The sequence below is a fragment of the Marinobacter suaedae genome (assembly GCF_030519635.1).
GTDB classification, from domain to species: Bacteria; Pseudomonadota; Gammaproteobacteria; order Pseudomonadales; family Oleiphilaceae; genus Marinobacter; species Marinobacter suaedae.
The window spans coordinates 380,360-399,008 of sequence record NZ_JAUMIS010000002.1 but is presented as its reverse complement, the minus strand read 5'-3'; the positions used below and the strand labels follow the sequence as shown (position 1 = coordinate 399,008).

Sequence of the window (18,649 nt, the reverse complement as noted above, 5' to 3'; positions counted from 1 at the left end):
CGTTGCTTAAACACAGCCCAGGAGGATTGTGAAATGCGAAAGGGACTGGTTTCAGTGTGCTTGACCACACTTGCGCTGACGGCCATGCCGCCGGTGTATGCCGAACCCACGCAGGCGGATATCGATCGGGGCAAGGAGCTGGCCTTCAGTCGGAAGGACGGTAATTGCCTGGCCTGCCACAAAATTGATGACGGTAAGCTGACCGGTACGGTTGGTCCTGCACTGTCGGACATGAAGAGCCGCTACCCGGATCGGGAGATTCTTTTCAAGCGGATATGGGATGAAACCCAATTCAATCCGGTGACGGTGATGCCGCCATTTGGAAGGAACATGATCCTGAACGAAGAACAAATCAATCGAATCATCGATTACCTGTACACGCTGTAAGAGGCCGAGGAGGAATAACCGTGATTGACCAAAGGCGTAGAGGATTCCTGAAAGGTGTATTGGGGGCCAGTGTTGTTGGCCTGACTGTTGGCTCCGGACTGATTCCGCTGCGGGCACAGGCAGCCACCGATGTGGCTGATTGGCCGGAAAAGGCCTTCAAGACTCCGGGCGTCGACGAAACCATCGCCGAACTTTACGGGATGGAAGCAAGCGAGTCCGACCAGATCTCATTGGACCTTCCCACCATCGCCCAGAATGGCGCCGTTGTGCCGGTGAGCGTGGAAACCGCGTTGCCGAATGTCACCGCCATCGCTCTTCTGGTTGCCAAGAATCCAAATGCTCTGGCGGCGGCGTTCGATATCCCTGAAGGAACGGTACCGTTCGTGTCTAACCGCCTGAAGATGGCTGAAACCACCGATGTGGTGGCAGTGGTGATTTCAGACGGAAAGGCCTACAAGGCAACCCAGAACGTGAAAGTTACCGTTGGCGGCTGCGGCGGCTGATTTTTGACCGGACAGGAGAATCATCATGGCATCCAGCATTAGAGTTCGAGCCGTTGAAAGCGGTGGCATCACCTCCCTCAAGGCCTTGGTCCGGCACCCGATGGATTCCGGCTTCGCGAAGGATTCCTCAGGCAATGTGATCCCAGCTTATTTTATCCAGCTGCTGACCATCACCCATCAGGGCAAGGAAGTATTCGTCGCGCACTGGGGTCCGGCTGTCTCCAAGGATCCGTTCCTTGAATGCCGCTTCAAGGGCGCCAAGAAAGGAGATGAGGTCACGATCAGCTGGGTCGACAACAAAGGCAAAAGCGACTCAACAACAGCAAAAATCGGCTAGAGGTTGGGCGAGACGGGGCGAGCGCCCCGGCGCACAGGAGGATAAGACATGCGTATAGCAAAGGTCATTCTGGTCGCAGTCGGGGCCACACTGACGGCGCCACTGGCGCTGGCCGGTGACACCCCGGAGGAGGACCGTAAGGAAACGGTGGAGTATTTCCAGCAGAAATTCCCGGACGTTCCACTGGAAGAGTTCGTGAATGGGCAATATGCACTGGATGAAGACCGCCGCAAACAGTGGGAGTCGATGAGTGACTTCCCGCCGTTTGAGTTTGCTGTTGCAGAAGGCCAGGAAATGTTCGAAACGCCGTTCGCTAATGGCAAAACCTACGCGAGCTGTTTCGAAAATGATGGTATCGGGGTGCGTCAGAACTACCCGTACTTTGACACTGAAAAGAAAGAGGTGATTACCCTCGAATTGGCGATCAACCGTTGCCGGGAAGCCAACGGCGAAGAGCCCCTTAAATGGAAAAAAGGTCCGATTGCCTCGATTTCCGCATACATGGCGTCTACTTCAGCGGGCAAAAAGTTCGACATCGAGGTTCCCAATGACGACGCGCTTGCCGCCTACCAGGCTGGCAAAGAGTTCTATTACACCCGCCGGGGGCAACTGAATTTCTCATGCGCAAGCTGCCACGTTCAGAATCCTGGCAACTGGATTCGGGCGGATCTGCTGTCGCCGATGCTGGGGCAGGTCGCCAACTTCCCGGTCCATCGGGCCAAGTGGGGGGAAATGGGTACGCTTCACCGCCGATTCACAGGTTGCAACAGAAACGTGCGGGCAGTGCCGCTGGAGGCTCAGGGCGAGGAATACCGGAATCTCGAGTATTTCATGACTTACTTGAACAACGGACTTCCGGTCGTCGGCCCGGCTACCCGGCCATAACCGATCAGGGATAAGGGGGAATTGTCGTGTACAAGCCATTATTGATCCTTACTGCCTCGCTAGCCCTGTCATTGCCTGCTCTGTCGCAGGCCGGGGCAAAGGAAGACTTCAACGAAGTCTATTCGAAAGTTGAAAGTACCCATAATCAGGCTGGAACTTACCAGTGGACGACCACGGCCAATCAGTTAAAAGCCGCCAAGGAAGCCGCCGACAGTGGCGACTATGAAAAGGCGCTGGAGATGGCCGAGCAGGCGTTGAAGTACGCTGAGCAATCGCTTGAACAGCGAAAACAGCAACAAGAAAAATGGCCCGCTGTTGCCATTGGCAACTAAAGACCTCCAACCAAACGGCCCCCGAAACAGGGGGCCGATGCCTTCCAGATATAACGGATAGGAGAAACCCGTGTCGATTTCCCGCAGAGATTTCCTGTTTGCCATGCAGGCAGCCGCGATGGCAGGGCTCGCGCCACGCCTGGCACTGGCAAAGAGTGGTGAGAAGCTTTACGACGCGCCTGCATTCGGGAATGTCCGCCTGCTCCACCTGACCGATATCCATGCCCAGCTTCAACCGGTTCATTTCAGGGAACCGAACGTTAATCTCGGGATTGGTCCCAGCAACGGCAAAGTGCCTCATGTAGTGGGAAAGCACTTTCTGGATCACTTCGGCGTCGCTTCGGGCTCGCCCCGGGCCCACGCTTTTACTTATCTGAACTACACCGAAGCGGCGCAAGAGTATGGTCGCATGGGTGGTTTCGCTCACCTTAAAACACTGATCAGTCAGCTCCGGGATCAGGCCGGCGCGGGCAATTCTCTTCTGCTGGACGGGGGTGATCTCTGGCAGGGGTCGGGGACGGCTTTCTGGACTCAGGGCGAGGATATGGTCGAGGCCAGCAATCTGCTGGGGATCGACATTATGACCGGCCACTGGGAGTTCACTTATCCTGAGGCTCAAATCCGGAAAAACATTGAAGGTTTCAACGGAGAGTTCCTGGCGCAGAATGTGTTCCTGTCAGAGGAAGCCATGTTTATGGGTGCTGAGGCCTTTGATGAATTCAGTGGCCGCGTGTTCAAACCCTATACAGTCCGGGAGCTGGGCGGCAAGCGTGTCGCGGTCATCGGTCAGGCATTCCCGTATACGCCGATCGCGAACCCGTCCTACTTTATTCCGGACTGGCGCTTCGGCATTCGCGAATCGGAAATGCAGCAACTGGTCAACGAGATTCGTGAGAACGAACAGGTTCACGCCGTAGTGGTGCTGTCCCACAACGGTATGGATGTCGACCTGAAAATGGCCAGCCGGGTTACCGGCATTGACGCCATTCTGGGGGGGCATACCCACGATGCAGTTCCGCAACCAACCGTCGTCACAAACCCGGGTGGCAAAACCCTGGTGAGTAATGCAGGCACCAATGGCAAGTATGTGGCCGTTCTGGACCTGGATATCGGTGATAACGGGCTCCGTGACTATGAATACAAATTGCTACCCGTGTTTTCCGACCTGATCCCGGCGGATGCCGCTATGGTGGATTTCATTGAGACGGTTCGCGCCCCGTACGCCGACAAGCTGGCAGAGGAGCTGGCGGTGACGGACGAGCTCCTGTACCGGAGGGGAAATTTCAATGGCACCCTCGACCAGCTGATCTGCGATGCCCAGCGCAAGGTGCTCGATGCGCAGATCTCCCTGTCGCCGGGTTTTCGCTGGGGCACCAGTATCCTGCCGGGTGAAGCCATCACCATGGATGATGTGATGAACGCCACAGCGATCACCTATCCGGAAACCTACGTGCGCGAGATGTCCGGCGCGGATCTCAAGCTGATCATGGAAGATGTCGCGGATAACCTGTTCAACAAAGATCCTTACTACCAGCAGGGTGGGGATATGGTTCGGGTTGGCGGCATGGACTACACCTGCGATCCGACCGGCAGCATGAACGGACGGATTAGCGATATGCGACTGGATAACGGCGACCCCATTGAGGCGAACAAGGTGTACAAGGTCGCGGGCTGGGCAACCGTTAATTCCCGTGCGCCAGGCAAACCGATCTGGGATGTGGTTGCGGACTATCTGAGATCTGAAAAAACCGTGAAGATCGACAAGTTCAACACCCCGAAGCTGAAGAATGTTGCAGGCAACCCGGGACTTGAAGACTATGCCGGCTAGTTGGCGGGGGCTTGGCCGTATCCTTACCCTGGCAATCTTGCTGGCCGGCTGGAGCATCACTGGACTGGGTGAGCCCCTGAACGAGGAAAAACCGTTTGCAGAGAAATTCCTGCTGCTGCAGCTGAGTGACGACCAGCCGGAAAAGCAGAATATGGTGTTGAGCGTTGCCGCCAACCTGCTTCAACACTACGGCCCAGACAGCATTGACATTGAAATCACCACGTTTGGTCCGGGTGTTGAGTTGCTGGTAAAGGGTAATAGTCGCACCGAGCTGATCGACAGCCTGATGGCGCAGGGCGTTCGCTTCAGTGTGTGCATGAACACCATAGATACGATCGAGCGCAATACCGGCAGTGCGCCGGAGCTGCACCCGGACAGCAATCGGGTTCAGGTGGGCGTGGCCCACATTCTGGATCAGGTTGAAAAAGGCTATGTACTCGTTCGCCCATAGACAGGCGATGTCGGAATGGAGATCAGCATGAAGAACAAAGGACTCAAAGCCATCCTGCTTTCCGCGTCGATGGCGCTCACACCGTTTGCGACAGCCCAGGAATCGGATCAGCCGTTGCTGGTTGAGATCCGGCGAATGTCGATGGATGTTGCGCTGACCATTGCCAAGACGGCGATTGATCACTGCCGGGAGCAGGGGGTTCAGGTTGCGGTAACGGTTGTGGATCGGGGCGGTCATCCGCAAGTGGCGTTGCGGGACGTGCTGGCCATGGATCTGGCGCTGGATGTGAGCTATCGCAAAGCGTACACCGCAATGACCTTTACCAGTGCCACATCTGCCCTGGAGGATCGGTTCACCGGGCCCTTCTCGGTCGGAAAGCTCGACAAGGTGCTGTTGTCGGCCGGTGGCCTGCCGGTGCAGGCAAGCGGTGAAACCATTGGTGGCGTTGGTGTCAGTGGCGCTCCCTCAGGACAAATAGATGAAAGTTGCGCCCAGGCGGGTGTGGCCGCCGTGGAAATGGATCTTGAGATGGCGCCCTTCTGATTGGCGGGGCAATAAAAGTGCAACGAAACATCAGGTTACGAGGCGTTCTTTGCCTTATTTTTATTGGCTTGTTCTGGTCGTCATTTGCGGGCGCGCAATATCCGGATGCACTGCAGGTATTCATCGATCAAGGTCTCAAACCTGAGGCCAGCTTTGATGCGCCCGCTGGCGTCAAGGGCTTTGTTGGGCGCAAGGATGGTCAGGCCGTTACCCTGTATCTGCTGGCCGATGGGGAGCATGTGATCATCGGCGAGATGGTCGATGGGTTCGGCCGAAATCTGAGCGCGGAGCATATTCGCACCTGGTTACCGGCAACCGACCTGACAGAGGCCTGGGTAAAGCTCGAAAACGCGACCTGGGTGGCTGAAGGTCCTTCTGACGCAGATCGTATCGTCTATGCCTTTACCGACCCGAACTGTGGCTACTGCCTGGTTCTGCGCCGCAAAGCACAGGAGTTTCTGCAAGAGGGTATCCAGCTTCGCCACATAATGGTGGGCATCATTCAACCCTCCAGCCTCGCCAAGTCAGCGGGGGTAATCAGCGCCTCGGATCCCGTAAGTCAGTTGGATTTTCACGAGACCGAGTTTCCGGATGCCTGGCTGGTGTCGAACGACAATATTCCCGGCGACGTGCGGGGGCAAATCCTCGCCAATCACAAGCTAATGCAGGAATTGGGTGCGTCTGTGACGCCGACGGTGTTCTATCGTGACAGAAGCGGTGCAGTTCAAAGAATCGATGGCTTGCCGGATGACTCGGCGCTGGCTGAATCGGTTTTTCGTGCCAATGGAGCGGAGGATTAACCATGAGCTTGAGCAGACTTGTCGCCGTGCTTGCGCTGACACTGTTGGTATTGCCGGTATCAGCTGAGCCCATTCCTGAAAAACTGGAGCTGGTGAAGGTAACCGACCGGGTGTATTCCGCCATCGGTGCCACCGCCCCCGGCACCTACGATAACCACGGTCACAACAACAACCTGAGTTTTATTGTCGGGGAGGAGGGTGTGGTCGTTTTTAACGGGGGCGATAATTACAAGCTTGCACAGTCCTTTCATAACGCCATCAAAAGCATTACCGACAAGCCGGTAAAGTACGTGGCCAATGAAAACGCCCAGGGGCATTCGATGCTGGGCAACAGCTACTGGCGGGATCAGGGGGTGCCGATCATTGCCCAGGACTTTGCCGTGGACGAGTTCGCCCACCACGGGGAGGCAAAGCTGGCCCGGATGAAGGCCCGCAATAAGGATAAGGGTGAGGGCACTTATGTGGCCGTTCCCGATATCAGCTTTACCGACAGGTATGAGCTGGACCTTGGGGGCCTGGCCGTTGAGTTACTGTATTTTGGTGCGGGCCACGCACCCGGCGACATTGCGCTGTGGGTGCCCGAAGAAAAGTTGCTGATCACGGGTGACCTTGGTTTCCACCAGCGCTTGCTGGCTGTGTTCGAGGACACAGCGGTTGGCGCCTGGATTGACTCTTTCGACAAGATGACGGAGCAACTGGACCCTGTCATCGTGATACCGGGTCATGGCGAACCCACGACCATAGACGTGGTGGAAAAGGAAACCAAAGGCTATCTGGTGTTTTTGCGAGATTCGGTGATCGAGATCCTTGAGCGCGGCGGCGGGTTGGATGACGCCTATGCCCTGGACCAATCCCAGTGGTCTTATCTGGATACCTTTGAAGAGCTGGCGGCGAAAAACGCTGGACGGGTCTACCAGGATCTGGAGTTCGATTTCTTCTGATTCGCGACCCCCGGTGCATGTGTCCGCCCTGGAATCGCGCCAAAGCCGGGAGCTGATTGCATTCCTATTGCACGGTGAATTCGCCAACCGCCAGCGGCTCTCCCTCGGCTGTTACGACCTCAACTCTCCATTCACCCAGCATATGGCGGTCGATAAACTTGGCCGAAGACGCCCGCATCGGGTCTACGAACGGTGTGATGGAGACTCGCGCCACTCTCTCATCTTCCAGATACCAGTCGTGGTAGTGGGTTTCGTCCTGCATGCCCTGAATTTCCGTAAACAGGAACACGCGGATGAGCCCGTCCTCCTCCATCGCGAGGGTATCCGACAGCTGATCAATGGGTTCTTTGTCCTCAAGTCCCGAACTCAACTGCGCCCTCGTTAAATGCTCGGACAGTATCCGGACGGGGGAAGAGCCCGAAGCGGTGCCGGTATCGATTGCAGGCGCTGATTCGGGGCTGGTGGTCGTGCCCGATGCGGTTTCCAGAGGCGCTGCGGCTGAATCCCCACCGATATCGGATAATGATTCTTCAGGTTCTTGATTGATTTCGACTGTCGGACCCGCCGCGGTGGGCTCATCAGGCAGGTCGTTCGGCTGGGCTGCTGTTGTCGGAAGAGTTATGGAGTTAGTTGCAGACATCTGGGCGGCGCCGGGTTCGTCGCCACCTTCAAGCTCATCGGCAAAGATAGGTTCCCGCCGGTCTGGCGAATCCTGTTGATCGCCGTCATTCGAGCGCTGAACTGATGCCAGTTCATCCGACAATTGGCCAGCATTACTCACTGGCGCCGGTTCATCCGGCCCCAGGAGTACCATGGCTCCCCAGGCAATGCTGCCGGCCAGCAAAGCCAGAATGGCGAGGGCAGAAAAGATGCGCCCCCAATAGTACACCACCACTTCTTCAGCGGGTTCGGCATCCGAAAGGGTGTCTGGGTTTATCGGAATCTGTTGACGATTGTGCGGAGAGTTTGAGCCAGCCACGCCTGTATCTTCCTTGATGATGGTAATGGAGAGCTAATGTAAGCCAAAAGAATAGCAAATACTGACTGCTGGCGTGTTGCTGCAATGAACAAAAGGCACAGTGGAACCCAACAATTTGTTACAGAAGGGTGTAGTAAAAGGCGATAGGATCAGATGAATAACAACGAATTTCCCAGGGATTACCGTCCATAACGCGAGAATTCGCGCTAGATGGTATCGGGAGACTAAGGGCAGTACGGCGTTATGGAAGTCACCCGGAGCATCAGGTCGAAACTGGTCGCTATCATGGCGATATCGGCCTTCTGCTTTCTTCTCATTTCCGCACCCATCACCGGCTACTTCAGTTACATCCAGCACAAAGACAGCGCCAGCAAGCAGCAATCCCGGCTTGTGGGTGCGGTTACGTCATCCGCCTCCATCTCCGCTTACGTCAAGAACCGGGAGATCGCCGATGATGTGATTAGCGGGCTTCTGCTGGATGACGAAATCCTGCACGTCCGACTCGAAGGCGTGGAACGCTTTGAGGTTGAGTCCGGCGTTTCAATCACCGATGAACGGATCACGACCGACAAGCCAACAGATTACCCGCTTTATTCCCCGATTGATGACTCAGACCAGATTGGAAGCCTGCTTGTCTGGTCAAATGACGGCTTGATTACCGAGCGGGCCATTGGCTCAGTAAAGGAAAATCTGGCCTGGCTTATCATTATGTCGCTTTTGTTTACGCTGGTTTCCATTCATACCGCCAACAAACTTGTGGGTTTTCCGCTAAGGGAGTTGGCCCGGCAGGTCTCCATAAGCGAGCCAGGATCTGAGCTGGAGATTGAGGTTGATAAGGCCAATCAGGGGGACGAAATAGGGCTGGTGGCCAGAAGCGTCAATAACTTTTTGAATGTCACGCGAGAAGCCCTTGAGACAGAGCGCAGCCTTCGGCGCCAGATCGAAAGGCTGGACCGCCACTATCAGAATATTTTTGCCTCTACGAACGTCGGCATCATGGTGCTGGACGAGAATGGTGTGCTGCTTCACAGCAACCCCGTGTTGCTGGAAAGAATTATTCGTGTCACTGAGAGTGAGCGAAAACGATTGCTGAGCGAGAGCTTTTTTGAAGTGGCGTTCAGGAATCCGGATTCTGCCTGGAGTCTGGTAGCAAGGGCTCGAAAGCATGGTGACACCGTAAGCGCCGATTTCGAGCTGGGGTTATCCGGTGAATCGCCGGTCTGGGTTCATTGCCTTATCTCCGGCGCGGGCAGGGGGCAGGGCCAGGAGCGACTCATCGAGGCCGTTGTCTATGATGTCACCTCCCGTGTGCAGGCCAGCGCTCAGGTGCAGAAAATGGCCGAGGAAGATCCGCTTACCGGGCTGAAAAACCGGCGCGGATGCCAGCAATATTTTGATCGCAAAAAGGAGCAGGTTGGCTGGGTGCCCGAGCTGGCAGTGATGCTTCTGGATCTCGACGGTTTCAAGCCCATCAACGACTCCCTGGGACATGCAGCCGGCGATCACATCTTGCAGGTTATCGCAGAGCGCCTTCAGGCCTGCGTTCGCTCCAATATTGATCTGGTTGGCCGGCTTGGTGGTGATGAATTTGTTGTCGTGATCGAGTCAGGGCGCAGCAGCAAAGAGGATATGGCTCGCATTGCCAATAAGATCATAGGCGAAGTGTCCCGGCCAGTCGTGTTTGGCGAAAACGTGTCGGTGTCCGTCGGGGTCAGTATTGGTATTGCCTATTCGGGGCAGTCGGAAAACTTCGAGGCAGCATTGGATGCCGCTGACCAGGCTATGTATAAGGTCAAAATGGCCGGGAAAAATAATTACAATTTCGCGCTGTAGGTGGTTCTTTTCCATGAAGTATTGTGTCCGGAGTTCTGGAACAGCGAAGTGTCTCGTGTTCGGGTTGTTGTTGGTGGCGTCTCTGGGGGCAAGGGCCGATCACGACTTTCGGGTTTCCGGTTACGGGACCCTTGGCCTGAGCTATGAAGGAGAGGAGGACCTTGGTTTTTTCCGGGAGAACACCCAGAACAAGCGCCCCGATCAAGACTGGTCTCTTAAGCCGGATTCGCAACTTGGGGTTCAGCTTTCCTACAGCTTTGAGTCAAGATTTCATGCAACGGCCCAGTTTGTTCTCGCGGATAAGCCAGATTACGATCTGGATGCCATAACCGAGTGGGCATTTGTCGGTTACACGCCCGCCCCCGGGCTTGATCTGCGTGCCGGCCGGGTTGCTGCAGACCTGTTTCGTCTTTCCGAGGTTCGCCGCATTGACTATGCCTCTCTCTGGGTTCGCCCGCCAAGCGAGTTGTACGGCTGGATCATTCCTTATGCTCTGGATGGCGCGGATGTCGCAAAATCCTTTGCTATCGGCCCAGCTTTTTTGCGAGCCAAGCTCCAATACGGGGCAACCAACCCCAAAATACAGTCGCCTGATGGAGAGCAGGAGTTCCAGACGGAATTCAATGACCTCTTCGTTGTGTCCTTAACCGGAGAATACGATTTCTGGTCGGCTCGACTGAGCTATGCCCAGTTTTCTACCGCCACCGTCGAGGGTCGGACCCGGGAACTGTTTGATGCCATTCAGGCCATAGGGCAAATTCCCGGCCCTATTGGCAATGATGCGCGACACCTTTACCACCGCCTCAGTCACACATCCAATGCGGACGTTGAATACTATCAACTAGGGCTGGGTTACGACGACGGCGCCCTGGTGTTTGACGCTGAGATTGCCCGGCTGACGTCAATATCGTGCGTTCTGCCAACAGGAAATGCCGGATACGTGAGTCTGGGTTACCGCATAAATGCATTCACTCCTTACGTCGTCTACTCTGGATTTGATCCAGACAAGGAGATCATTACCAGTTCGGCCGATTGGTCGGCTCTGCCCCAGGGGGAAGTGGTTAAAGGAGTCGCCCTGGACATTTTGAACAATTCCTTTGTTAACCAATATACAACCTCGCTCGGTGTGCGCTGGGATTTTGGTGATCGCCTGGCATTGAAGGGTCAATGGGATCGCTCGACGGTGGAGGCTGATTCCTACGGTTTATGGGCTTATGACAATGATCGTGAAGAGCGCGGCTCCACGGTCGACGTTCTGTCCCTCTCACTGAACTTCATATTCTGAGGTGGTGGGAATGAAACAAATACTGAGTGGCGTCTTACTAATTTGGCTGAGCAGTCTTTCTGTGGCGGATATCTATGTCGTGACGCACGCGGACAGTCCGATTGAGACGATCTCGAAGGAGGCTTTGAGAGATCTCTATCTCGGTCGGGCGAGAGCGTTGCCCAACGGTGAGTTTGCCTCGATTTACGATCGAAAGGGAAACGCTGATCTCCGCTCACAGTTCTATCAGCACGTCGCCGGAATGGGATTGAGCCAGGTAGATGCGTTCTGGGCTCGCCTGGTCTTTGCAGGACGAATGCTTCCACTGGAAAAAGTTGAGGGTGATCAGGAGTTGAAGGAGGTGGTTGCGGAAGACAAGAGCGCTATCAGCTATCTCGGCGTGCCCCCGGATCATCCCGGCCTTAAGGTTATCTACCTGGTTTCAGAGTAAAACTCTGCGAATATAATTGGTGCCCCGGAAGACGGGTGCCAGTTTTTGGCATCGGGAATTGCTGGTGCCAGAAACTGGCTTCGCCACCTTTCAGGCGAGGCTGTATGGCTGCTTTGTCCGGAAATTCGGCCCCCGAAGGCGGTGCGCCAAAATCTGGCGCAGGGTAAGGCTTGTGCCGGAAGCTGGCATCGCTATAATGGCGCGCCATAGCCTGGCATCAGCAGTAGTTATGTACCGCGATTTTAAAACCACCCTCGAAATCATCTCCGCTGTCCTCGACACCCGAAATCTCACGTCGGAAGAGCTTCGCAAGAGCTTTGGCGATATGCCGGACAGAACCTTCAAGCGACATATGGCGACGGCCCGAAAACATGGTGCGCAGATGGAATGCCAGCTAAATTCGGCTGGACAGTATGTCTGGGCCTGTCGAAACAGGTTGATGATTGAGAGCAGGGTGCGCACCTGGTTGCAGTTTGAGCGAGAGCGGACGCTGGTGGATGATTCCCAGTTGGATTTGTTGTATCAGGCGCTTTGATTCGTATCCTTCCGGCTCTTTTTTTCTCGCATTTTCGGTTGAATGTCATTTTTAGCCAGCTCTGGCGTTTTATAGTCAGGGCTGCTGCCTTTTTATCTGCCATCTTCTTCTGGCGCTTTGCGCTGCCCTTCGCCTTCTCTGGCCGCGCAGGTTACCGGCAGAAAACCCGCTAAAGTAAAAGCTCCCCTCCGTACTTTTAAGGCTTCTTCGCGCGGGAGGTTTCGTCATGAACGATCCGTTTCAAATGCAGCCGGAATTGCGGTACGGCGCGCCTGTTTGTGATGAGGTCCTGACCGGCAGGCACTTCACTATTGGCTACTCGTATTACTTTCGGCAAGCCAAGTGGACTCTGGAAATCATTAATAGAAACGAGCACCTGTTGACCGAAGCAGAGCGGTCCAACAATTTTCGGGCAGATACCCGGGTGCCGACGCGCTTCAGGGCCGGGCTGGGTGCATACAAAGGGAGCGGGTACGATCGCGGGCATCTGGTGGCCAGTGCCAATCAGGATATTCAGGAGATTCAGAACAGCGAGACTTTCTTGCTGTCGAATATGTCGCCCCAGCAGCCAGGCTTTAATCGCCACATGTGGCGACGCCTTGAGTTTGCCATTCGGGAGCTGAATGATCGGGACGACATTCTTGAAACCTACGTTCTCACCGCGCCGGTGTTTTATTTTGGTGTCCCCATTGAGACCATCGGGTCTGCTGACGACGACTACGGCATCTATATTCCTGTACCGCACGGCTTTATTAAAAGCATTCTTGCCGAGGACCGGCGGGGAAGACTCTCGCTCTGGACCTTTGAAATGAAGAATGAGTCGCTCCAGGGTGAGCTCGCCAATTACCTGGTGAGCACCTATGACGCGGAGCAGATGATCGGCGGGCGGTTCTGGGATCGGGTCAGCGCCGAAGATTTGCATGAGCAGAAAAAGAACTCGCGCTCGATGTGGTAGGTGGATCTTGATTGGCGGTTTCGCCCCGGCGAAATCCCTGACTGCATGCATGGCAATAACGGAAAACCACTACACATGTTTGGGTGAATTCGTTGCGCTCCGGAAATAAACTGGTATATGGTTGTATATACATTTAGTTTAGCCGGAGTTTTTCGTGAGCGAATCTGTCGAACGCATCTGGATTAATGTCAATCTGGCCACCTTCGACCGGAGTGAGGCCGCCCCCTACGGCGCCCGCCTCAATCAGGCGGTCTTTGTCCGTGGCGATCTGATCGTTGATATCAAGGCAATGGAACAGTTGGACAACTTGCCGGCCAGCGCCGAGGTGATTGACGGTCGCGGCGGGTGGATGACCCCGGGCATGATTGATGCCCATACCCACCTCGTGTTCGCCGGCAACCGTGCGCGTGAGTTTGAGCTTCGTCTTGAAGGCGCCAGCTACCAGCAGATCGCCCAGGAAGGTGGCGGTATTCTGTCAACCGTCAAGGCCACTCGTGCTGCAACGGTTGATGAACTTGTTGAGCTGGCCGTGCCTCGCCTTGAAGCGTTGATGCGTGAAGGTGTGACCAGCGTCGAAATCAAATCCGGTTATGGCCTGAACCCGGAAGCAGAGTTGAACATGCTCCGCGCTGCACGCGAGCTGGGGCGTCGTTACCCGGTTCGAGTGTCCACCTCTCTGCTGGCCGCTCATGCTATTCCGCCTGAGTACAAAGACGATTCGGACGCCTACATCGATCTGGTTTGCAGCGAGATCATCCCCGCTGCCGCAGAAGAAGGGCTGGCTGACGCCGTCGATGTGTTCTGCGAGACCATCGCCTTTTCCGCCAATCAGTGTGAGCGGGTGTTTAAAGCTGCGAAGGAGCATGGCCTGGGCATCCGGGCTCACGTTGAGCAACTATCCAACCAACACGGTGCAGCACTGGCTGCCCGTTACGATGCCTGGTCCGTCGATCATATCGAATGGCTTGATGAAGAGGGTGTAGAGGCCATGGCGAAAGCGGGCACGGTCGCGACCTTGCTGCCCGGTGCCTTCTACTTCCTGCGTGAAACCAAGCTGCCGCCGATTGAATTGCTGCGCAAACACAAGGTGCCTATGGCCGTGGCAACCGATCTCAATCCGGGTTCTTCACCTCTGGCGTCCCTGCGTCTGGCACTGAATATGGCGTGCACCTTCTTCCGGATGACGCCTGAAGAGGTTCTTGCTGGCGTTACCCGTCACGGCGCGATGGCGCTGGGGCAGGGTGAGGAGCTTGGTCAGATTCGCCCGGGCATGAAGGCCGACCTGCTGCTGTGGGACATCGAGAGCCCGGCGGAACTGGCCTATCAGTTCGGTGTCAATCCGATTCGTCAGCGCATCGTTGGTGGGGAGGTGGCGAATGTCTGAGCTGGACTTCAAACAAATCTGGCAGGGTCGTGTTGATCCGGAAGAGCAGGCTGATCTGGCGAGCCGTCTTCATCAGGTAATTAAACCGTTGGAAGACGGTGCTGCTGGTACGGCACTGATCGGCTTTTGCAGTGATGAAGGTGTTCGTCGCAATCAGGGCCGGATCGGTGCTCGTCAGGCTCCGGATTTGCTGCGCCGCGCGTTGGCAAACCTTCCATGGCCCTTTGATCGTCATGCCTACGATGCCGGCAATGTGACGTGTGAAGGCCGGGAGCTTGAAGCCGCTCATCGTGCCTTGGCAGACCGCGTAAAGGCCTGCCTCTCAGCGGGTCATTTTCCCCTGGTATTGGGTGGCGGCCATGAAGTGGCATTCGGCACCTGGCTGGGGCTGGACAATTATCTGGATTCGGTCGGCGACAATACTCGTATCGGCATTATCAACTTTGATGCCCACTTTGATCTGCGCCTTGATACCAACGGGTGCAGCTCCGGCACGCCGTTCTATCAGATCGCCAGGCGCTGCGAAGAAAAAGGCGCCGAGTTCAAGTATTGCTGCCTGGGCGTCAGCGAACTGTCCAATACGCCGGCGTTGTTTAAGCGTGCCGATGAGCTGGGCGTTTTGTATCGCAAAGACGCCGACATGAATCTTCACCAACTCAATGAAATTAAGGATCAGCTCCAGCAGTTCATAGATGGCTGCGACGTTCTGTATCTGACCATTGATCTTGATGTGCTGCCCGCTTCCGTGGCCCCTGGCGTGAGTGCGCCGGCCCCGCGTGGTGTAGGGCTTGATGTCCTGGAGCCGCTGATCTCGCTGATTCGGCAGGACGGCAAGCTCAAGGTGGCTGACATCGCTGAATACAACCCTGAATACGATATCGATAACTGGACTGCCCGTGCTGCGGCGCGTCTCGTCTACTCAATTGTTAAGTGAGGCCTAAAACAATGTCTAACACTCGTCACGATCCGAGCCGCGTTATCAAGGCTCCGACTGGTTCTGAGAAAACCTGCAAGAGCTGGCTGACCGAAGCGGTCAAGCGCATGCTGATGAACAACCTGCACCCGGATGTTGCTGAACGCCCGGAAGACCTCGTGGTTTACGGCGGGATCGGCCGCGCCGCCCGTAACTGGGAATGCTACGACAAGATCATTGAAGTTCTGGAGCGTCTGGAAGACGACGAAACCCTGCTGGTTCAGTCCGGTAAGCCGGTCGGCGTTTTCAAGACCCACCCGGACTCGCCGCGTGTCCTGATTGCCAACTCCAACCTGGTGCCGAACTGGGCCAACTGGGAGCATTTCAACGAGCTGGATAAGAAAGGCCTGATGATGTACGGCCAGATGACGGCCGGATCCTGGATCTACATCGGTTCCCAGGGCATCGTTCAGGGCACTTATGAGACCTTCGCCGCGATGGCTCAGCAGCACTTCGGTGGTGATGCGTCTGGCCGTTGGGTTCTGACCGGTGGTCTTGGCGGCATGGGTGGTGCTCAGCCACTGGCTGCTACCATGGCCGGCTTCTCCTGTCTCACGGTTGAGTGCGATGAGACTCGTATCGATTTCCGTCTGCGTACCCGCTACGTTGACAAGAAGGCCTACACCCTGGACGAAGCGCTGGGCATGATCGAAGAGGCCAAGGCTGAAGGTAAGCCGGTTTCTGTTGGCCTGCTGGGCAACTGCGCCGATATCTTCCCTGAAATCGTTGAGCGCGGAATTGTGCCGGATGTTGTAACTGACCAGACGTCCGCCCATGACCCTCTGAACGGCTACCTGCCGAAGGGCTGGACCCTGAAGGATGCCGCAGAGATGCGCCTGAAGGACGAAGCTGCGGTGGTTGATGCTGCAAAAGAGTCCATGGCCATTCAGGTTCGCGCCATGCTCGAACTCCAGAAGCGTGGAGCTGCGACAACTGACTACGGCAACAACATCCGCCAGATGGCGAAAGAGAAGGGCGTTGAGAATGCCTTCGATTTCCCGGGCTTCGTTCCTGCCTACATCCGCCCGCTGTTCTGTGAAGGCATTGGTCCCTTCCGCTGGGTTGCCCTGTCTGGCGATCCGGAAGACATCTACAAAACCGACCAGAAAGTTAAAGAACTGATCCCGGACGATCCCAAGCTGCACAACTGGCTGGACATGGCCCGCGAGCGCATCGCGTTCCAGGGTCTGCCGGCCCGTATCTGCTGGGTGGGTCTGAAGGATCGTGCCCGTCTGGGTCAGGCGTTCAACGAAATGGTTCGCAACGGCGAGCTGAAGGGCCCGATTGTTATCGGTCGTGACCACCTGGATTCCGGTTCCGTCACCAGCCCGAACCGCGAAACCGAAGCCATGAAGGACGGTTCAGACGCCGTATCTGACTGGTCCCTGCTGAATGCCCTGGTGAACACTGCAGGCGGTGCAACCTGGGTGTCCCTGCACCACGGTGGTGGCGTAGGTATGGGCTTCAGTCAGCACGCCGGTGTGGTTATCGTCGCGGACGGCACCGAAGCGGCTGACAAGCGCTTGGGTCGCGTTCTGCGTAACGACCCGGCGATGGGTGTTATGCGCCATGCGGATGCTGGTTACGACATTGCTATCAAGTGTGCCAAGGAACAGGGCCTCGATCTGCCGATGCTGGATCAGTAATTCCCCGGCTAGGTAAAGGCGCCGACCCGCTGTATAAGGTGCGGGTCGGTTTCCCACTCTTTGAATAACGCGGTACATCACAGATGACTAATCTGACTATTCGTCCGGGAGAGATGACTCTCGCGGAACTTCGCCAGGTAAACAATGCTCCAGTAAAGCTGGATCTTGATCCTGCCAGCCACGAGGCAATTCACAAGAGCAGTGCGGCGGTGAAGGGAGCCATCGACGAAGGTCGAGTGGTTTACGGCATCAACACCGGCTTTGGTCTGCTCGCCAACACCCGTATTGCACCGGAAGACCTGGAATTGCTGCAGCGCAGCATCGTTCTGTCTCACGCTGCCGGTATTGGCCAGATGATGAGCGATCACACTGTCCGCCTGATGATGGTGCTGAAGATCAACTCCCTGGCGCGCGGATTCTCCGGTATTCGCTTGTCCGTGATCGAAGCGCTGATCCAGCTGGTTAACGCCGAGGTTTACCCGTGCGTGCCTGAAAAAGGGTCTGTCGGTGCTTCTGGCGACCTGGCCCCCCTGGCTCACATGAGCACTGTGCTGCTGGGCGAAGGCGAAGTCACCTACAAGGGAGAGCGCATGTCCGGCGCTGAAGGTCTGCGCATTGCGGGTCTTGAGCCGATCACCCTGGCGCCGAAAGAAGGTCTGGCGCTGCTGAACGGTACTCAGGCTTCTACCGCATTTGCTCTGCAGGGCCTGTTCGCGGCCGAAGACGTATACGCTGCGGCCACCGTGGCCGGAGCTGTTTCCGTGGAAGCGGCTCTGGGTAGCCGTCGTCCGTTCGATCCGCGCGTTCACGCCGTTCGTGGCCAGATTGGCCAGATCGATGCAGCTGCGGCTTACCGTCACCTGCTGGGTGAGACGTCTGAAATCGGCCAGTCCCACGAGGATTGCGAAAAGGTTCAGGATCCATATTCCCTGCGTTGCCAGCCTCAGGTTATGGGGGCGTGCTTGCAGCAAATCCGTCAGGCCGCCGAGGTTCTGCTGGTCGAGGCGAACGCGGTTTCCGATAACCCGCTGGTATTTGCAGACGAAAACGACTTCATCTCCGGTGGCAACTTCCACGCCGAGCCGGTGGCGATGGCTGCCGACAACCTGGCACTTGCCATTGCTGAAATTGGCGCGCTGTCCGAGCGTCGTATGGCGCTGTTGATTGACACCAACCTGAGCAAGCTGCCGCCGTTCCTGGTGAACAATGGCGGGGTTAACTCGGGCTTCATGATTGCTCAGGTTACTGCGGCGGCACTGGCGTCCGAGAACAAAACCCTTGCACATCCTGGCTCAGTGGATAGTATGCCCACCTCCGCGAACCAGGAAGACCACGTGTCCATGGCGACTTTCGCGTCCCGTCGCCTTCGGGATATGGCTGAAAACACCTCGGGTGTTCTGGCTGTTGAGCTTCTGGCCGGCTGTCAGGGCCTGGATTTCCGTGCCCCGTTGAAGGCGTCGGATCGTGTGGAAACCTGCAAGGCTCAGTTGCGTGAGATCGTTCCTTTCTATGACAAGGACCGGTACTTCGCGCCTGATATCGAAAAAGCTCAAGCATTGATTCAGTCGGCAGCCTTTAATGCGCACATGCCGGCCGGAATGCTGCCGAGCGTGTCGCGCTAA

General features: G+C 56.2%; 20 protein-coding genes. 19 read left to right on the top strand and 1 reads right to left on the bottom strand.

Translation table 11 applies throughout. The features are described 5' to 3' along the window. Positions 1-33: 33 nt before the first annotated feature. From soxX to QVZ43_RS10645, 10 genes are all read left to right on the top strand, one after another. On the top strand, positions 34-387 hold the full coding sequence (gene soxX, locus QVZ43_RS10690; protein WP_302909928.1) for a sulfur oxidation c-type cytochrome SoxX: 354 nt from the start codon (positions 34-36) through the stop codon (positions 385-387). Between the two features lie 20 nt (positions 388-407). After that, entirely contained in the window at positions 408-890 is a 483-nt protein-coding gene (gene soxY, locus QVZ43_RS10685) for a thiosulfate oxidation carrier protein SoxY (RefSeq protein WP_223793564.1), read from the top strand. A gap of 25 nt (positions 891-915) precedes the next feature. After that, complete coding sequence (soxZ, locus tag QVZ43_RS10680) at positions 916-1,227, top strand: thiosulfate oxidation carrier complex protein SoxZ (RefSeq protein ID WP_223793565.1); 312 nt, start codon at positions 916-918, stop codon at positions 1,225-1,227. Positions 1,228-1,275: 48 nt separating this feature from the next. Next, positions 1,276-2,112: a sulfur oxidation c-type cytochrome SoxA gene (gene soxA / locus QVZ43_RS10675; protein ID WP_223793566.1), complete on the top strand. Its 837-nt coding sequence runs from the start codon at positions 1,276-1,278 to the stop codon at positions 2,110-2,112. A 26-nt stretch (positions 2,113-2,138) separates the two neighbouring features. After that, positions 2,139-2,444 (top strand): hypothetical protein, encoded by a 306-nt coding sequence (locus QVZ43_RS10670; RefSeq protein WP_223793567.1) that lies wholly within the window; start codon positions 2,139-2,141, stop codon positions 2,442-2,444. A 70-nt stretch (positions 2,445-2,514) separates the two neighbouring features. Beyond that, positions 2,515-4,272 carry a thiosulfohydrolase SoxB gene (gene soxB / locus QVZ43_RS10665; protein WP_302909927.1) on the top strand — a complete coding sequence of 586 codons (1,758 nt, stop codon included), beginning with the start codon at positions 2,515-2,517 and terminating at the stop codon, positions 4,270-4,272. Next, positions 4,262-4,723 carry a DsrE family protein gene (locus tag QVZ43_RS10660; protein WP_302909926.1) on the top strand — a complete coding sequence of 154 codons (462 nt, stop codon included), beginning with the start codon at positions 4,262-4,264 and terminating at the stop codon, positions 4,721-4,723. The genes soxB and QVZ43_RS10660 overlap by 11 nt, the downstream gene beginning before the upstream one ends. 27 nt (positions 4,724-4,750) lie before the next feature. After that, positions 4,751-5,266, top strand: a complete 516-nt coding sequence (locus QVZ43_RS10655; RefSeq protein ID WP_302909925.1) for a GlcG/HbpS family heme-binding protein — start codon at positions 4,751-4,753, stop codon at positions 5,264-5,266. A gap of 17 nt (positions 5,267-5,283) precedes the next feature. Continuing rightward, the gene (gene dsbG, locus QVZ43_RS10650) at positions 5,284-6,066 is read left to right on the top strand and encodes a thiol:disulfide interchange protein DsbG (RefSeq protein WP_302909924.1); all 783 of its coding nucleotides are present in this window, start codon (positions 5,284-5,286) and stop codon (positions 6,064-6,066) included. A gap of 2 nt (positions 6,067-6,068) precedes the next feature. Beyond that, positions 6,069-7,007 carry an MBL fold metallo-hydrolase gene (locus QVZ43_RS10645; RefSeq protein ID WP_302909923.1) on the top strand — a complete coding sequence of 313 codons (939 nt, stop codon included), beginning with the start codon at positions 6,069-6,071 and terminating at the stop codon, positions 7,005-7,007. Between the two features lie 64 nt (positions 7,008-7,071). Here the strand turns inward: QVZ43_RS10645 and QVZ43_RS10640 are convergent, their stop codons facing one another. Continuing rightward, entirely contained in the window at positions 7,072-7,986 is a 915-nt protein-coding gene (locus tag QVZ43_RS10640) for a DUF2914 domain-containing protein (RefSeq protein ID WP_302909922.1), read from the bottom strand. Between the two features lie 243 nt (positions 7,987-8,229). Here QVZ43_RS10640 and QVZ43_RS10635 point away from each other — a divergent pair, with 243 nt between their 5' ends. The 9 genes from QVZ43_RS10635 (at position 8,230) to hutH (ending at position 18,649) form a co-directional block, all read left to right on the top strand. Then, positions 8,230-9,819 (top strand): sensor domain-containing diguanylate cyclase, encoded by a 1,590-nt coding sequence (locus QVZ43_RS10635; RefSeq protein WP_302909921.1) that lies wholly within the window; start codon positions 8,230-8,232, stop codon positions 9,817-9,819. A gap of 13 nt (positions 9,820-9,832) precedes the next feature. Then, complete coding sequence (locus QVZ43_RS10630; protein ID WP_302909920.1) at positions 9,833-11,104, top strand: porin; 1,272 nt, start codon at positions 9,833-9,835, stop codon at positions 11,102-11,104. A gap of 10 nt (positions 11,105-11,114) precedes the next feature. Next, the gene (locus tag QVZ43_RS10625) at positions 11,115-11,534 is read left to right on the top strand and encodes a type 2 periplasmic-binding domain-containing protein (RefSeq protein WP_302909919.1); all 420 of its coding nucleotides are present in this window, start codon (positions 11,115-11,117) and stop codon (positions 11,532-11,534) included. 229 nt (positions 11,535-11,763) lie between these two features. Then, positions 11,764-12,069 carry a hypothetical protein gene (locus QVZ43_RS10620; RefSeq protein ID WP_302909918.1) on the top strand — a complete coding sequence of 102 codons (306 nt, stop codon included), beginning with the start codon at positions 11,764-11,766 and terminating at the stop codon, positions 12,067-12,069. 226 nt (positions 12,070-12,295) lie between these two features. After that, the gene (locus QVZ43_RS10615) at positions 12,296-13,024 is read left to right on the top strand and encodes a DNA/RNA non-specific endonuclease (protein WP_302909917.1); all 729 of its coding nucleotides are present in this window, start codon (positions 12,296-12,298) and stop codon (positions 13,022-13,024) included. Between the two features lie 154 nt (positions 13,025-13,178). Then, complete coding sequence (gene hutI / locus QVZ43_RS10610) at positions 13,179-14,408, top strand: imidazolonepropionase (protein ID WP_302909916.1); 1,230 nt, start codon at positions 13,179-13,181, stop codon at positions 14,406-14,408. Then, positions 14,401-15,342, top strand: a complete 942-nt coding sequence (gene hutG / locus QVZ43_RS10605) for a formimidoylglutamase (protein WP_302909915.1) — start codon at positions 14,401-14,403, stop codon at positions 15,340-15,342. The genes hutI and hutG overlap by 8 nt, the downstream gene beginning before the upstream one ends. 11 nt (positions 15,343-15,353) lie before the next feature. After that, positions 15,354-17,027 (top strand): urocanate hydratase, encoded by a 1,674-nt coding sequence (gene hutU, locus QVZ43_RS10600; RefSeq protein WP_302909914.1) that lies wholly within the window; start codon positions 15,354-15,356, stop codon positions 17,025-17,027. Positions 17,028-17,110: 83 nt separating this feature from the next. Beyond that, a complete protein-coding gene (gene hutH, locus QVZ43_RS10595; protein ID WP_302909913.1) occupies positions 17,111-18,649 on the top strand; it encodes a histidine ammonia-lyase in 1,539 nt (512 codons plus the stop codon).

Bases quoted from the DNA above. Each gene is read 5' to 3' on its own strand.
- QVZ43_RS10625 (WP_302909919.1), top strand. From the start codon at position 11,115: ATGAAACAAATACTGAGTGGCGTCTTACTAATTTGGCTGAGCAGTCTT.
- QVZ43_RS10645 (WP_302909923.1), top strand. From the start codon at position 6,069: ATGAGCTTGAGCAGACTTGTCGCCGTGCTTGCGCTGACACTGTTGGTA.
- QVZ43_RS10620 (WP_302909918.1), top strand. From the start codon at position 11,764: ATGTACCGCGATTTTAAAACCACCCTCGAAATCATCTCCGCTGTCCTC.
- soxA (WP_223793566.1), top strand. From the start codon at position 1,276: ATGCGTATAGCAAAGGTCATTCTGGTCGCAGTCGGGGCCACACTGACG.
- QVZ43_RS10615 (WP_302909917.1), top strand. From the start codon at position 12,296: ATGAACGATCCGTTTCAAATGCAGCCGGAATTGCGGTACGGCGCGCCT.
- hutG (WP_302909915.1), top strand. From the start codon at position 14,401: ATGTCTGAGCTGGACTTCAAACAAATCTGGCAGGGTCGTGTTGATCCG.
- soxZ (WP_223793565.1), top strand. From the start codon at position 916: ATGGCATCCAGCATTAGAGTTCGAGCCGTTGAAAGCGGTGGCATCACC.
- QVZ43_RS10630 (WP_302909920.1), top strand. From the start codon at position 9,833: ATGAAGTATTGTGTCCGGAGTTCTGGAACAGCGAAGTGTCTCGTGTTC.
- hutH (WP_302909913.1), top strand. From the start codon at position 17,111: ATGACTAATCTGACTATTCGTCCGGGAGAGATGACTCTCGCGGAACTT.
- hutU (WP_302909914.1), top strand. From the start codon at position 15,354: ATGTCTAACACTCGTCACGATCCGAGCCGCGTTATCAAGGCTCCGACT.
- QVZ43_RS10655 (WP_302909925.1), top strand. From the start codon at position 4,751: ATGAAGAACAAAGGACTCAAAGCCATCCTGCTTTCCGCGTCGATGGCG.
- QVZ43_RS10635 (WP_302909921.1), top strand. From the start codon at position 8,230: ATGGAAGTCACCCGGAGCATCAGGTCGAAACTGGTCGCTATCATGGCG.
- soxX (WP_302909928.1), top strand. From the start codon at position 34: ATGCGAAAGGGACTGGTTTCAGTGTGCTTGACCACACTTGCGCTGACG.
- QVZ43_RS10660 (WP_302909926.1), top strand. From the start codon at position 4,262: ATGCCGGCTAGTTGGCGGGGGCTTGGCCGTATCCTTACCCTGGCAATC.